Raw genomic sequence first — 14318 nt, forward strand, 5'->3', positions numbered from 1 at the left:
ATAACGTCGTTACAGTCGCTCGTTAGAACGCCTCATTAACGGCAAAATAGAAGCCATTTTCGCCATTGCCGAACCCCATATCGAGGCGCAGGTTAACCCGCTGTTTGATCTCAAAGCGGTACCCCACCCCGAGGGTGTGCAACCATTTCTCATCACCCAGTTCGGAGACCCGGTCCGCCAGCGTGCCGGCGCCCACCCAGTACACCATGCCGTGACGACCTCTCAGCGGCTGCCGGTACTCCACCTGGGCCAGGGTCATCTGGCGGTCACGGTAGCGGCCCTGCTCATACCCCCGCAGACGGTTGGCACCGCCTAAGGTGGCCATCTGGTCCCAGGGCACATCGCCGTGATTGAACTCACCGATCCACTGCCAGGCCAGGATCCCGGGGACCACGTCCAGCGTCATGTAATCACTGTAGTTCAGCGTGACCTTCTGGAAGTCGCTGTCGGAGCCGAACGCCTCATCGTAGAACACCACATCGGCCTGCAGCAGGCGGCCTTCCGACGCGTTCAGGATAAAGTCACGGGAGTCGTGCACCAGGTGCAGGCTCGGGCCCGCACTGAAGCTTTTTTCCGGAAACTGGGCGGCCGGGGCTAAGCTCAGCGGCTGCGGTGCATCCGCGTCAATCTCGCGGGCTTTGGTGCCCACCAGGTCAAAACCGGCACCGATATAGGTGCTGGGCAGCACCCGCATCATCGCCTGCGGCTTAAAGCGGTATTCGGTCAGCTCAAAGTTCACCAGGTTGGCGACTTCGCGGCCGTTGTCCATGCCGATGCCGTAGAACACATCCGGCGCGTCCTGCAGCTCAGCATCGATAAACAACCGGTACTTGTCCTCTTTAAGGAAAGTGCGGCTCTCCACCCCAATCCCCAGCGAACCGTTGATGGAGCCAAAGCCGTTGATGGTGATGGAGCTGGGCTGGGACACCGTGTCGTTGCGATCCGGCAGGTACAGGCCGACGGTGGAAACGCCAATGCCCAGGCTCTTCTCCGGGGTGTAAAAGGGCCCCGGCATCACACTCCAGTCGATCCCTTTATCCGGGTCAAAGCCGCCGTCTGCGCCCAACTCCTCCAGCACCCTGGCAAACCATTGCTGGCCGCGCTGGTACAAAGAGGGATCGGTATCCGGGGTGGCTTCACTGGCCCACGAAGGCAGGCTGAGCAGCATCAGCGCGCTCAGCCAGTATGAATTACGCGCCATGATTTAGAACCGACGGGAAACGGACATAAAGCTGGTGCGGCGGGCACCGAAGCCGGATTCAATCAACAGTTCCCAGTCGCGGCTCAGGGCATACTGGGCGCCCACGACGGTGTTCCAGCGGGAGGTGCCCTGTTGGGACACTTCAAACTCGCCGTCCGGTGCCAGCGCACCAATCAGGTCGTTCAGCTCCGGCGGCAGGCCGAGGTCAAGCAGGCTGCCCTGCAGGTACTGGTCCACCTTCTGGTACATGGCACCGGCAAACACACGCAGTTCGCGGCCGCCTTCAAACTCCCAGCGGTAGCCCACACGAGGCGCCGCCACGAAGGTTTTGATGTCACCCTCGATGATGTTCATGGAGGTGTAGGTGTAGTTCATGTCCACCAGCGCAAACCAGTTACCCACGCCACCGGCCAGGGTGGTACCGATGCCGTAGGTGCCGCCCTTCATTTCCAGCGCAAACGGCGCGCCAATGGCGGCGCCCCCCGCTTCGTTGATGGCGCCACACAACAGCTTATTACCAATGCCGCTGACCTGGTCCACATCACAGCTCAGGCCGCGGATGGTGGCCACGCTGTCCCCGGAGGTGTAGCCGAGGATGCCGTACACGTTCATAAACGGGAAGATCCAGACATCACCGCGCAGGGTCAGGTTATAACCATCAAAATCCGCTTCCGGCGCGTTGATGTCGAGGGCCTCCAGCACCGGGTGGCCGGTCAGCTCAATGCTGTTCACGGTCACCGGATTGCTCATGTCCATGTAGGACAAGGACAGGCCATAAGGTTTGGGCAGGGTATAACCGCGGGCTTCCGCCTCGTCGCCCCAGATGGGGAAGAAGGAATCCTGGGCCACCGCGCTGGCGCTGGTCGCCAGGGCGACAAGAGAAAGAAACAGACGGAACATAGTTGGCATTCTCACAAACAAAAAAAAGCGGCCTGCTGAGCCTGGGCTCGCGACCGCGAAATACTCTGGTTTACTTTGCACTAGCCAGACCAAGTCTACTGGATTAAGGCTAGATCAAAACTGAACAATCGTACTTGGCAGTGTGGCTTTATCGGATCTGAACAACAGGGACGTCCGGGGTTTGCGCAACAACCCCGCTGCTCTACAATCCGCAGCCCTAAAAGACTGAGCGCATTATAATTAGCGAACGGCCTAAAGGGTACGTCCAATTTTTGAGCGACATTTCGCTGCCGTTTTCCCGCACCATCAAACAGGGGTCCCGATGCACCACTCCCTCATCATCCTGCTGACCATCGTTTTGCTCGGTGGCTGCGCGACGCCAACCTGGCAGAGCCACCCCGCTCCGGATGAGGCCACCATCAGTCGTGCACTCAATGGCAGCGACCAGCCGGTCGCGATATGGGACCTGCCGCCGGAAAGCCTGCCGGAGTTCCCGGTCCCGCAGAACGTCCGCCCCTGCTGCGCCTTCGGCAACCTGCAGAAGGTCAAGGTCGGGCCGGTGCCCCTGCCCCTGTTCCGGCTCGGCAACACCGTGGCGCCGGATAAAGTCGGCCCCCACCGTTTTGATGGCGGCACCTTTACCTACACCTCCTCCGGCATGAGCGGCAACAATAACCGCGGCAGCGAGAACAACGGGGTGCTCTACACCGCCCGTGGCGGCTTTATCGATCTGGCCCACGTACGCGACACCGCCGACGACACCGTGGCGCTGTTCTTCCAGATCTTCCGCCACCTGGGTCAGGACCACACCATCGACCTGCCCAACGAGATTGGCCAACGCTACGTGCGCCTGCACGCCTTTGATGTCAGCGGCCTCAGCGGCCAGGAGCGTTGGCACCTGGCGGCGGCTCTGGCGGCCCGGCTGGCTTACTTCAAGGCGGAGTCCCACGAGATCGCCCAATGGCACGGCTACGCCAGCTTCGCCAGTTGGCCGGAGACCGTCTCCGCGTTCTCACCGGAAGACCTCTACTCCAACATGCTGGGCGCCAAGCTGACCCTGGCCCTGATCAACGCGCAACTGGTTCTGAACGACCAGCTCTACAACCAGAGCCTGACGGTGTGGCTGGATTCGGCGCTGGCCTGGCTCGGCGAGGTGGACCGCAAAACCAGTAACGCCCTGTTTGATGTGGTGGATGGCCACTGGTGGGACTCGTCCCGGCCCATCCCGGACAAGTTTATGGTGTTGAAGCGCCACTACCAGATGGGGGATCGCCAGTTGCCCTATCTGGTGCCAGAATCCATGGCGTCGGGCCACGAAGCCTGGCCCAGAGTGGCGGCGTTGTACCGCAAACCCAATACCCCGCACACCCTGCACCTGCGCGCCACCCATCAGGGGCTGGAGCTGGATTCACTGGGGGAGTTGGTGATGAAAGTGAGTGACGATTACGCAGCAAGCTTTAGCGACATACCGGCGGAGTTGTGGCAGAACGGCTTTACTCACCGTGAGTTTGGCGCCATCGCCTCGTACGCGGCACAGGCGGATGCCAAGCAGCTGGAAGCGCTCTCCACGCCCTGAACGTCGATAACGGGATGCGGCAGATACAACGACAAGCGATTGTGGCGGGGTTCATCGGTCAATGCCAACGGGGCATCGGTGTGCGCCGCCAACGCGGTCAGCAGCGTCATCAACTGTTGGCCGTCCGGCACCGACTGGTACTGCCAATGGTGCCAACACCCCGTCTCAGAGCACTGCGGCTCCCCCTGGATCAGGCCGGGCCAGCTTAGCTGAGCCACCTCGGCTGAGGTCGTTCCCACCCCGCAGCCCAGCAGCACAAAGACCATCGCCTTCAATGGATTACTCATCCGCAGTCCCTTCGGTTATGACGAGCCACTAAGTGTAGTCAAACCGTGGTAGCGCCCGAACGCGAAATGAGTATAATCCCCGCCACTGTGCGCGGCCCGGGTCAATTTTTGCGCCCCGCTTTGCCCTTCTGGCGGAGCGCTCGTACCCGGAATTCGCCAGGAGGGCGGTTGATAAATCCATCAACCAAACTCGTTGGGGGGGAGGTAAGGCCATACTTACCAAACCATGCTTTTCTGCCTTCAACGGGAGTAAAACATAATGATGTTCTTCGAGGGCTCCGAAAAAAAAGTCGAAGCGGTGCTCAAAACGGGTAACAACTCGCTTCGAGCACTGGGTAAACCTTTCTGGGAAACGATGGTAGCGCAAGCCAATGCCACGATTCTCTCGTCAGTCCATAATGATGACTGCGACGCCTATCTTCTGTCGGAATCCAGCCTTTTTGTCTGGGATGACCGCTTCCTGATGCTGACCTGCGGTACCACTACCCTGGTTCAGGCCGTCACCGAATTCCTCAAGCATTTCAGCCAAAACGAGCTGGCAATGCTGACCTATCAGCGTAAAAACGAGTACCAGTCACACCTGCAGAAAAGCAGTTTTGATGAAGACCTGGCCGCGCTGTCCCAGCTGCTTCCCGGTTGCGCCTGGCGCCTGGGCCACCTGGATGGTCACCACAACTACATTTTCCACAGCGATGCCCCTTACCAGCCGGACGCCAATGACGCCACTGCTGAGCTGCTGATGTACCACATTCAGGGCCCGGCAGCAGAGTACCTGCGCCGCAACGACCAAACCGTTGAAGGGGTGCGCGAGCTGTTTGACTGGCAGGGTATGCTGCCGGACTTCCAGTTTGACGACTTCCTGTTCGAGCCCTTTGGCTACTCCATGAACGGGATCCGCGGCGACCGTTACGTCACCGTGCACGTCACGCCGCAGGAAGACAGTTCCTACGTCAGCTTTGAGTCCAATCTGGACCAGGCCGAGCTGCTGCCGGTATTGAACCAGCTGCTGCGTCGCCTCAATCCACAAAGCTACGACGTCATCAGTTTCAACCTGGATGCTGAGCTGGACCACGATGCCCGTGCCCAGCGCGTGGATCAGGCCTTACAAGACCTGGCCGTGGGTTACCGCATGCGCTTTGCGCATTACCTGGTGCCGCCGAGCCAACCCTTGGCTGCCATTCAGTTGTAACTCCCTCAGGGCTTGCTTCGGCAAGCCCTGCTTGGTTTCAGGGCCGATGTGGCCCCATGGTGTCGCAACCGCACCACAGTTCAATGCCGTCCCGGCCTGCGGATTTCACCCGATACAGCGCCCGGTCCGCCTGCTCCATCATCTCGTTCAGATTCAGCCCCAACGCCACCGGATCCTGCCCCGCCGGAACAAACGCGATGCCGATGCTGACCGTCAGCCGCTGCGAGATGCCGGAGGCCGATATCGGCAGCTGACCAATGCGCTGGGCCACCACTTCGGCCAGGCGTTCCAGCTCATCCCGCTTCGGCTCAGTGATGGCCAGCACAAACTCCTCGCCGCCCCAGCGCGACGCCAACTCGCCACCACGGCGGGTCACCGATTCCAGCACCCGGGCCACCTTGGCCAGCACCTCATCGCCGGTGCCATGACCGAAGTGATCGTTAAACTGCTTAAAGTGGTCGATGTCCACCATCATCAACGCCAGCCCACGCTGGTGCCGACACAGCCGTCGCCACTCCTCATCCAGAAACTCCTCCATCGCACGGCGGTTGGCCAGCCCGGTTAGAGCATCGGTGCGCGCCAGTTGGCTCAGCTGTTCACGCTGCTGCGCCAGCATCCGCATCAGGCTATTGAAGGCGCTGGCCAGCTGGCGAAATTCGGTGATGTTAGCGCCATTGCCCAGAGGCCGAAACTGCTGGTTTCGCTCCATCGCCCGGATCTGCGCCACCCCGCGTTCCATCGGCCTCACCAGCATCTGGCCAATGATCAGATTCACCACCACCAGCATCACCGCCAGTGCCACAAAGGTCAGCCACTCATAGCGGGTGATCGAGTTGGGAGGCCGCGTGGTGTGAGACAGCACCATCACCAAAGTGGGCCGCCCCAGCGCATCGCGCACCAACAACTCGCGCTCCGCCTTAGGCCGCACCAGTTGGTCGGACGCCAGCAGTTCGGGCAGGCTGTCGTCCTCCAGCGTGGCGGGGCGAATGGTGAAGCTCAGGCCACTGGTTTGCGCCAGGCGATCGCGGAAGTCCTCCCCCATACGCCGCACAATCACCAGATAGCCATGGCCGCAATCGTCTCCCATCGCCGAACAGACCGTCGCGGCCGCATAGAGAAACGGCAGCCCTCCCTGCAGCAGCACACCCATACTGGCGCGGGGATGGTGAGGGTCGAGCATCGGCATCAGCTTAGCCCGCTGGAACGGGTCATCAGACAGCAGCATCGGCATGGGGAATTGGGGGTCACGGTCCTGATAACGCAGGGTGAGAGTGGCGTCGTAGAGAAACAGCCCTTGAACGGTGAAGCCCTGTCGCAGCGGCAAGGCGCCATGTTGATGCTGACGTCCGGAGAGGTACGCCATCAGGTGATCGTCGCTGGCCATATCCTGTGCCAACAGCGCCAACGCCTGTTGACGCGCTTCGATCTGAAACATCAGCCCCCGCACTTCCTGCTGCTGGGTTGCCAGCACTTCGTCGTTCACATAAGGCAGGATCACCAGGTTTCGCAACAACAGGTATCCCAGCGCCATCACCAGCACCAGGGCCAGAGAGAACAACAGTGCTAAGCGCTTCAACGGCATAGGCAGACTCCGTATTGCACTCCATTGAGTGTGGCACGGAATCCGGCGTTTGTTTTCTCCGTTTCACTTCGCCCCGTGACGCGGGACCGGGGCGCAGGACCGGGGCGGCTTTCACCTTGGTCACGGGCGGGCGCTCAGCCATCATCCGGGTCAAGCCAGCGTCGTTACTGCGCACCGCACTCCGGGGCCGCCAATGCAAAGGGCTTCATCGCCCGCACGTGCCGACGACGGCCGAGAAACGCCTTGGATTACCACAAATTGACAACCTGAGAACGATGCCGGACAGTGGCCGCAGAGTCATCACAGGACCTCCCCATGCCCACTCTGCTTCAACGCCTTAACGCCGATGGCGCCGCTGCTGCCCTGCCACTGTTGCTGCTCGGCATGCTTGCCGCCTTCGGCACCCTGTTGGTGACGCCGCTGATACCCCAGCACGGACTGGCCGACTTCCGTGCCCAGGAGCTGGTGCGCTTTGGCTGGGAGAACCGTGCGTGGGCCCTGGCCGGCGCGGGGCTGGTGATGCCTATCCTTGCTCTGCTGATGCCGCAACGATGGCTGCTGCAGCTGGGGCTTCTGGGGCTGGCCATAGGCACGGCCCTGAGTGCCGCGAAGTTACTCTGGGGTTTTCCCCTGATGGCGTTATCCAGCGGCGTGCTGCTCAGCGGCACCCTTCTGGCGGTGGTCAATCACTGTGACAAGCGCCCCATGGCGCTGGCGGCACGGGTTGCCCTGTTCTTTGCCGGTTACCAGCTGGGCGCGGGCCTGGCAGAAATGATGGTGGAAACCAGCCCGCTGCCAGCAATGGGGTGCACCATCGCGCTGGCGCTGGGGCTGCTGTGGAGCAGCCGGAGCTGGCCCACTGAGGTCGCGCAGCGGGGGCCCGTCCGCAGCGTGCCGTGGCTCGCCCTGTTGCCCATCGCCGCACTGCTGGCCTACTGGCAGTTGCCCTATCTGGCGTTGCAACCCTGGGCCCCCGAGAACGCCTCGCTGCCGGAAAGCGTCTGGGCCGACACCATGACGGTGTACCTGATGGCCCCGCTGGCCCTGCTGATGGCCGCCCTGTGGTGGCGGGCGCGCTGGGTGTGGCCCCACTTGATCGTGCTGGCTCTGTTGATTGCTGCCACCGTGCTGCTCAGCAACCAGTCCCCTGCCCTGCTGCCGCAGCCACTGGCGCTGCTCACCATGGTCATCAATGCCAGCGGTCTCTGGGTGAAAGCCCTGCTGGTGGGGCTGAGTCTGGCGGTGCTGCCCAAGCCGTGGCGCCCGCTGTGGCTGGTGTTGATCCTGTTCCTGCCTAAGCTGCTGCTGGTGGGCTGGACCCTGACCCTGCAACACGGCCTGCTCTGGCACCACGTCGTAGGGATGCTGATGTTCTGGGACTGATGCGGCCGGGAGGGAACGCTCAGACACAAAAAAGGCGCCTTATCGGCGCCTTTCTTATTACAGCAGTGTCCGGCTGCAATGGAATTACAGACGGTACTCCACCTGGCCGTACACGCTGCGTTCCTGTCCCGGGTAGCTGCCGCCGGAGAAGGTGTCCGCGATGGTGACATACTCCTCGTCCAACAGGTTTTCGAGGCGCAGACGCAGTGCCAGGGATTCGGTCAGCTGGTAGCTGGCTGCCAGGTTCACCAGGAAGTAGGCGTCCAACTTCACGGTGTTGGCGGCATCGCCCCAACGGCTGCCACGGTACACCAGGTTACCGGTCAGATTGAGGGCATCCCAGTCATAGCTGAGGTTCCACTTGGCGTTATGACGGGCACTGGCGGCCAGCTCATTGCCGGTGGTGCGGTCTTCGCTGTCGCGCCAGCCGTAGCTCAGTTGATGGTGCACCGGGCCGGTGTCAAAAGCAGCTTCCGCTTCGATGCCGTCGATCACCGCTTCACCGATGTTCACCGGGCGGTAGGTCAGGCTGTCGAACTGGATCAGGTCTTCCGCGTCCTGACGGTACCAGCCCAATCGCCAGTCGATGCTGGCAACCGCGCCTTCGAGGGCCAGTTCGTAATGCTCGGCGGTTTCCGGACGCAGGTCCAGGTTGCCGGAACCGGGGTAGTACAGGTCGTAGAAGGTGGGCGCGCGGAACGCGGTGCCGACGCTGGCCACCAGCGCCACGGACTCAGTGGCGGCGATGCGGCCTCCCACCTGCCAGGTGGTGTGCTGGCCGTACTGCTCGTTGTCGTCGCTGCGCACCGAAGCTTCAAACTGGTGACCGCCCTCCTCCACCCGCAGCAGCGCGTATGCGCCGGTATTGTCGCGGCTCAGGGTGCCATCGGCGAACGGGGTCGCCACGCCGGTGGCCCAATCCAGATAGGTGGAGTCACCACGCAGTTGCTCGTCACGCCAGTCCAGGCCCGCACCGACGCTGATGGCGTCGGTCAGTTGCACCCGGTTGACCCAGGCCAGGTTGTACTGGCGCAGGTGGGAGAAATCCGGGGAGTCCTTATAGGAGAGGGTGTCGACAAAATCCTGGCTTTCGCTGTCGCTGTATTGGGCCTGCACACTGCTGTGCCAGCGTTCACCCTGGTAGCGGGCTTCCAGCTGATAATCGACGTTTTCGAAACGGTTCTCTTTGCGCTCACGTACGTCCGGAGCCCCCCAAGCCGGGTTGCCCAGGCTGGAGTTGTCGTACTGACTTTCGTTCTGGAACCAGCGGGCGGCGGCGTAGAGGCTCAGCCGCTCGGTCACCGCGCGGTCATAGGCGAGCAGCGCGCTTTTGCCGGTAAAACCGTGTTTGTCACCGTCGTTGACGCCGGGCACGGGGTGGACGTTGTAGCCCTCTTCATCCTCATAAGCGAGCACCGCCTTAAGGGTGCCACCGGCCAGTTGGCTCTGGTGGCGCACGCTGGCTTCCACCTGTTCAAAGCTGCCGGCACCGGCGGTCAGGGTAGTGCCGTCACGGCCATCGCGGGTGATGATGTTGATGACACCGGCCACCGCTTCGGAGCCATACACCGAAGCACGGGCGCCACGAATAAACTCGATGCGCTCAATCTCCGCCACCGGGAAACTATTGATGTTGAGCGGGCCCAGCGCACTGGTGGTGCTGCGCATGCCGTCGATCAGCACCAGGCTCTGGGCGCTGGTGGCGCCGCGCACGGTGACGGTGGCGTTCTGGCCACGGCCGCCATACTGGTTCACATCGACATTGGGCAGGGTACGAAGGATGTCGCTCAGGCTTTTGGCCTGCATCGCCACGATGCTGGCGCGGTCAATCACGGTGACCGGGGCCAGTACCGAATCGACGGATTGGGCCAGGCGGTCGCCGGTCACAATCAGGGTTTCATCGACATCAACGGCGGGGGCAGACCACGCCAGGGGGGCCGCGGCGAACAGCGCCACGGAGAGAGCGGAGTACTTCATTTCAGTTTCCTAGTTCGCGTAGGGTTGATGCAGGCCTGGGAGATCGGGCTTAAGGCGTGGGCCTCATACCGTTGCGCGCCAGCTCCGGATTCTCACCGGATTCATCTCAGGTTCTGCGGGCTTTCCTTTTCCTCGCCGCAAGCGGCGACATCCCTTCAGTAGCTTTTGCTGACGAAGGGGATCTCCTCGAGCTTGAGGTGCTGTTTCAGTCGCACCGTCAGGCAGAAGAAGTAGTTGGTCAGCAGGTTGGCAAGTCGCAGCAGACGGTCATCCACCGTCAAACCCGCTTCCTCACAGCGCACCAGCTGACGAATGCTTTTCTTGGCACCGCTGCGGCACAGGTGCAGTGCCATCACCGCCGGCGAACCGGTGGGCAGCACAAATCCGGTGACCGCACCGAAACCGTTGTGGTGGTCATAGCGGGCCTTGAGCCAGTCCAGATCCGCTTCCTCCACCGCCATGCGCCCGCGCACCGACCCGTTAAGGTGGTACACCAACGCTTGCACCTGGTGCAGCTCCGGCTTCAGTTCCGCCAGCAGGGCTGGCTGCTCGGCCAACTCCTGCTCCAGCAGCGACAGGGCATAGCCCACCGACGAGCAGAGCTCATCGGTCTGGACTTCAAAATCGGTGCTGGGGCCGGTCTCAAAGATAAAGGGGTAGCAAAGCTCCCGCTTATCCTTGCTCAGGCGACGGGGCATCAGTTCTGGGCCAGGGCCGGGAAACGGCGGCTCAGCAGCGCAAAGCCACCAAACAGCAGGGCGCTGAACAGCCAGGTGCTGGCCAGGTCGTTCTGCAGGAACGGCAGACCCATGATCCAGCACTGCACCAGGCCTTCCCAGGTGTGCGGGTAGAAGTTGGTGACGGCCCACATGCCGGTGTTGGTCACAAAGAAGAACTGCAGGCTGCTGGCGACACCGGCCAGAGCGACGGTACCGATGCTGCGCTTATGACGCAGCAACATGCCGATGCCCGCGGTGATCGCCATCGACACGTACACAAACAGCATGGTTTCGTGCAGGCCGATAAACAGGTCGCCAATCAGCATCGCCAGCAGCGGCACCACCAGTGCCATACGCTTGCTGTCGAACATGGCACCGGCAAACAGGCCCATGGCAGCAACCGGGGTGAAGTTAAAGGGATGGGGCAATACCCGATACAGGGCACACAGGGCAATCATGGCCAGAACGGCGATGAGCTTGGTTTTCATCTTTCTCTCCAAGGGGCGGTGTCGCTGGGGTACACTCCAAGGCGCTTAGGATAGCCCGACTGGCCGTTCACTTCCAGAGTTAGACGGCTAGAAATCTCTATGGCTATTCAGTGTTTTATCCGGTTAAGGGCCTGACCCATAAGGAACTGCTATGCCGCACCTGGTGCTGGAGTACAACGAATACCTGATTAACGATGATGCACTGCCCGGCATTCTGACCGAACTGCATAACAGCGCACTGGCCAGTGGCGAGTTCAGCGCCGGCGCGATTAAGGTGCGCGCCCTGCCGGTACGCCAAGCCCTGGTGGGCGGCGAACCGGCGCCCTTTGCCCACCTGACGCTGGCCATTCTACCGGGCCGCAACGACGCCACCAAGGACGCGCTGTCCGAGCGCCTGCTGGAAACCCTGCACTCGGTCTTGCCGCCGGTGGCCGCCGCTTCAGTGGAGATCGCCGAGCTGAACCACTACCGCAAATGGACCGCCGCAGACTGACTGCGCAAAAGCTGACCGTCCCGGGCTTGCCCGGGACGGGGGCTGGGGCAATACTGGCTCCACTGCTGTTACACGGAGTCCCCCCATGGAGATGAATCTCAGCCTCAACGAAACCCGGGTGATCGGTTGCCTGCTTGAAAAGGAAACCACCACCCCGGATCTCTACCCCCTCACCCTCAACGCCCTCAAGGGCGCCTGCAATCAGAAAAGCAACCGCGACCCGGTGCTCTCCCTCTCCGACAAAGAGGTTCTGGATACCCTCGAACAGCTCAAAGCCAAACGCCTGGTGCAGGAAGAAGGCGGCGCCCGCGCCAGCAAATACAAACACCGTTTCTGCAACACCGCGTTCGGTGGCCTGCAACTGAGCGAGCAGGAACGTGGCCTGGTCTGCGTGCTGCTTCTGCGTGGCCCACAAACTCCCGGCGAGCTGCGCTCACGCACCGGTCGCCTGTGCGAGTTTGCCGACGTCAAAGCTACGGAAACCGTACTGCAGAAGATGGCCGAGAAGGGCCTGGTGGTGCAGCTGCCGCGCGAAGCGGGCCGCCGTGAAAGCCGTTACGCCCACCTGTTCAGCGGCGAAGTGGCTGCCGTGACCACCGCCGACGTGGTGGCCGACGAGAAAGCCCGCATTGAAGCACTGGAACACCAGATCAAGGTACTGACCCTGGAGAACGAACGTCTCCGGGCCGAACTCGCCCGGGTTCAGGCGTAAGTCAGTGCGCTAGAGTGAGGTGGCGGTGCCCATGCTGGCGCTGCCGCCCGTATACCGCCCTGCCCCGTGCCAACTGCGCCGTCCGGCGCCGTTTCTTCCGCATCCCCTCGATCACAAAAAGCTGTCCGACCCCGGCAACCACAAAGGTCAACCAGGGCCAGCCCGTCCACAACGCCAACGGCAGGCTGATCACAATCAACCCACCGCCTATCCGATACGCAACCCGAGACATCCTGCGCTCCAAGGCATCGCCCGTCGCACTAACCTATCCAGACTGGTTCACTCTGGTGGCATTGCCAATCCGGCGGGTAAGGAAGTGTGTCGGCGCGCGCAGCGCAATCGGGGTAAGCCACTCGATTCGTGGAGTGAGTTGCCAGCCGGAGCCATCCGGCCGACACACTTGGTTACCGGTGACGGTGTAATAAATCCTGAAACCGAGCCGCCGTGGGCAATCGTGAGGCCTCAGCCCAAACGCGCTTCCAACTGGCGCCACTCCCGCCACAGCAGGGCGCCCGCCACCAGCGACAACGCCACATTGGAGATCGGTAACGCCAACCACACCCCATCGAGCCCGAACCACTGGGGCAGAACCAGCAGGAACGGCAGCTGAATCCCCATATTGGCCAGGGTCACCCCGGTGGCTTTACCACTGGCGCCGAAGGACTGGAAGATCACCCCGACGCAGAAGATAAAGCCATCAAGATAGAGCGCAATCAGGTGCAGGCGCAGACCATGCTCGGTGGCGGCAAACAGATCCGCGTCCGCACTGTTGAAGATGCTGATCACCGGTGCGGAGGCCAGGTTCAGCAGCACCAGCGCCACCACACCACTGCCCACCGCCACCTTCAGCATCAGCCGGATATAGCGCTTCATCAGGCCATACTCGCCCGCGCCATAGTGATAACTGATCAGCGGTTGAGTGCCGGACGCCACCCCTTCAGCAAATAGGAAATACACCGCCATCAGGTAGCTGACGATGGCATACGCCCCCACCACCGTGGCATCGCCATAATGCAGAAACAGGCCATTGTGCAGAGCCACCACCACGCTGTAGTAGCCGTACATCAGCAAACTCGACAACCCGATGGCACAACTGCGCCAGGCGTCGTATGGGCGCAGCTTGAGATCCGCCAGGGTCAGCCGGGTCTGGGCTTTGTCGGAGAAGAAGTGGGCGATGCCCATCAGGGTGACCAGCAGCTGCGCCAACGCCGTGGCGGCGGCCGCGCCAGTCAGGCCCCAGCCAAACTCGGCGATAAACAGCCAGTCCAGCACGATGTTGGTGACCGCACCCGCCACGATCAGCGCAGTAGCACGGTTGGGGGCACCGTCGTTACGCAGCATAAAGGGCATCGCCATGCTGCCCAGCGCCACCGGGGCGGCCAGCATCAGCACGTGCAGGTAGTCCTGCGCCAGCGCCAGCACATTGCCTTCGGCATTCTGTATCGCCAGTCCCGGTTCACCCAGCACCCACAGCAGGCCAGTGGCGGCCAGCGCCATCAGGGCCATCAGCACCAGACCATTACCAAGCTGGGCACGTGCCCGCGCCAGCTTGCCCTCTCCCCGCGACAACGAGCTGAGCGCCCCGGCGCCCACCCCCACCATCATACCCAGGCCATACAGCACCCCGGCGATGGGCCAGGCCACATTAATGGCAGCCAGACCATCGGCCCCGATGTAACGGCCGATAAAGATCCCATCCACCAGCTGATACAGACCACTGACCAGCATCGCCGCCACTGTCGGCAGCACATAACGCCAGAACTGACGGTTCACGTCCTGACGGCTCAGATTTGCGGACATCCGCACCTCAT

At 62.0% G+C, this 14318-nt stretch carries 13 protein-coding genes; 5 read left to right on the forward strand and 8 right to left on the reverse strand.

All coding sequences use genetic code 11. The annotated features are described in order from the left end of the window. Positions 1-22: 22 nt before the first annotated feature. Together FBAL_RS15390 and FBAL_RS15395 are read right to left on the reverse strand one after the other, a co-directional pair. On the reverse strand, positions 23-1201 hold the full coding sequence (locus FBAL_RS15390; RefSeq protein WP_216086793.1) for a BamA/TamA family outer membrane protein: 1179 nt from the start codon (positions 1199-1201) through the stop codon (positions 23-25). Positions 1202-1204: 3 nt separating this feature from the next. Further along, the gene (locus FBAL_RS15395; RefSeq protein WP_013346506.1) at positions 1205-2101 is read right to left on the reverse strand and encodes a hypothetical protein; all 897 of its coding nucleotides are present in this window, start codon (positions 2099-2101) and stop codon (positions 1205-1207) included. A 322-nt stretch (positions 2102-2423) separates the two neighbouring features. Between FBAL_RS15395 and FBAL_RS15400 the strand changes: the two genes are divergently transcribed. Then, positions 2424-3677, forward strand: coding sequence for a DUF4056 domain-containing protein (locus FBAL_RS15400; protein WP_013346507.1), 1254 nt, complete (start codon positions 2424-2426; stop codon positions 3675-3677). Here the strand turns inward: FBAL_RS15400 and FBAL_RS20315 are convergent. Beyond that, positions 3599-3964, reverse strand: a complete 366-nt coding sequence (locus tag FBAL_RS20315) for a hypothetical protein (RefSeq protein ID WP_148226764.1) — start codon at positions 3962-3964, stop codon at positions 3599-3601. The genes FBAL_RS15400 and FBAL_RS20315 overlap by 79 nt on opposite strands. A gap of 262 nt (positions 3965-4226) precedes the next feature. Between FBAL_RS20315 and FBAL_RS15405 the strand changes: the two genes are divergently transcribed. Then, the gene (locus FBAL_RS15405) at positions 4227-5153 is read left to right on the forward strand and encodes an adenosylmethionine decarboxylase (RefSeq protein ID WP_041251812.1); all 927 of its coding nucleotides are present in this window, start codon (positions 4227-4229) and stop codon (positions 5151-5153) included. 37 nt (positions 5154-5190) lie between these two features. Here the strand turns inward: FBAL_RS15405 and FBAL_RS19690 are convergent, their stop codons facing one another. Next, the gene (locus tag FBAL_RS19690) at positions 5191-6735 is read right to left on the reverse strand and encodes a sensor domain-containing diguanylate cyclase (protein ID WP_013346509.1); all 1545 of its coding nucleotides are present in this window, start codon (positions 6733-6735) and stop codon (positions 5191-5193) included. Positions 6736-7050: 315 nt separating this feature from the next. Here FBAL_RS19690 and FBAL_RS15415 point away from each other — a divergent pair, with 315 nt between their 5' ends. Continuing rightward, the gene (locus tag FBAL_RS15415) at positions 7051-8118 is read left to right on the forward strand and encodes a hypothetical protein (protein ID WP_013346510.1); all 1068 of its coding nucleotides are present in this window, start codon (positions 7051-7053) and stop codon (positions 8116-8118) included. An 84-nt stretch (positions 8119-8202) separates the two neighbouring features. Here the strand turns inward: FBAL_RS15415 and FBAL_RS15420 are convergent, their stop codons facing one another. From FBAL_RS15420 to FBAL_RS15430, 3 genes are all read right to left on the reverse strand, one after another. Beyond that, positions 8203-10095, reverse strand: a complete 1893-nt coding sequence (locus FBAL_RS15420) for a TonB-dependent receptor domain-containing protein (protein WP_013346511.1) — start codon at positions 10093-10095, stop codon at positions 8203-8205. Positions 10096-10250: 155 nt separating this feature from the next. Next, positions 10251-10793: an ATP--cob(I)alamin adenosyltransferase gene (locus FBAL_RS15425; RefSeq protein ID WP_013346512.1), complete on the reverse strand. Its 543-nt coding sequence runs from the start codon at positions 10791-10793 to the stop codon at positions 10251-10253. Continuing rightward, positions 10793-11302, reverse strand: coding sequence for a DUF6580 family putative transport protein (locus FBAL_RS15430; RefSeq protein ID WP_013346513.1), 510 nt, complete (start codon positions 11300-11302; stop codon positions 10793-10795). The genes FBAL_RS15425 and FBAL_RS15430 overlap by 1 nt, the downstream gene beginning before the upstream one ends. Positions 11303-11453: 151 nt before the next feature. On the opposite strand from FBAL_RS15430, the gene FBAL_RS15435 reads away from it, so the two are divergent. Both FBAL_RS15435 and FBAL_RS15440 read left to right on the forward strand, forming a co-directional pair. Next, positions 11454-11795 (forward strand): 5-carboxymethyl-2-hydroxymuconate Delta-isomerase, encoded by a 342-nt coding sequence (locus FBAL_RS15435; protein WP_013346514.1) that lies wholly within the window; start codon positions 11454-11456, stop codon positions 11793-11795. A gap of 85 nt (positions 11796-11880) precedes the next feature. After that, positions 11881-12507 carry a YceH family protein gene (locus tag FBAL_RS15440; RefSeq protein WP_013346515.1) on the forward strand — a complete coding sequence of 209 codons (627 nt, stop codon included), beginning with the start codon at positions 11881-11883 and terminating at the stop codon, positions 12505-12507. Between the two features lie 462 nt (positions 12508-12969). Here the strand turns inward: FBAL_RS15440 and FBAL_RS15450 are convergent, their stop codons facing one another. Continuing rightward, complete coding sequence (locus FBAL_RS15450) at positions 12970-14307, reverse strand: MATE family efflux transporter (RefSeq protein WP_013346516.1); 1338 nt, start codon at positions 14305-14307, stop codon at positions 12970-12972. Positions 14308-14318 lie beyond the last annotated feature (11 nt).

It is taken from the genome of Ferrimonas balearica DSM 9799, assembly GCF_000148645.1.
In the GTDB taxonomy this organism is placed as follows: Bacteria; Pseudomonadota; Gammaproteobacteria; order Enterobacterales; family Shewanellaceae; genus Ferrimonas; species Ferrimonas balearica.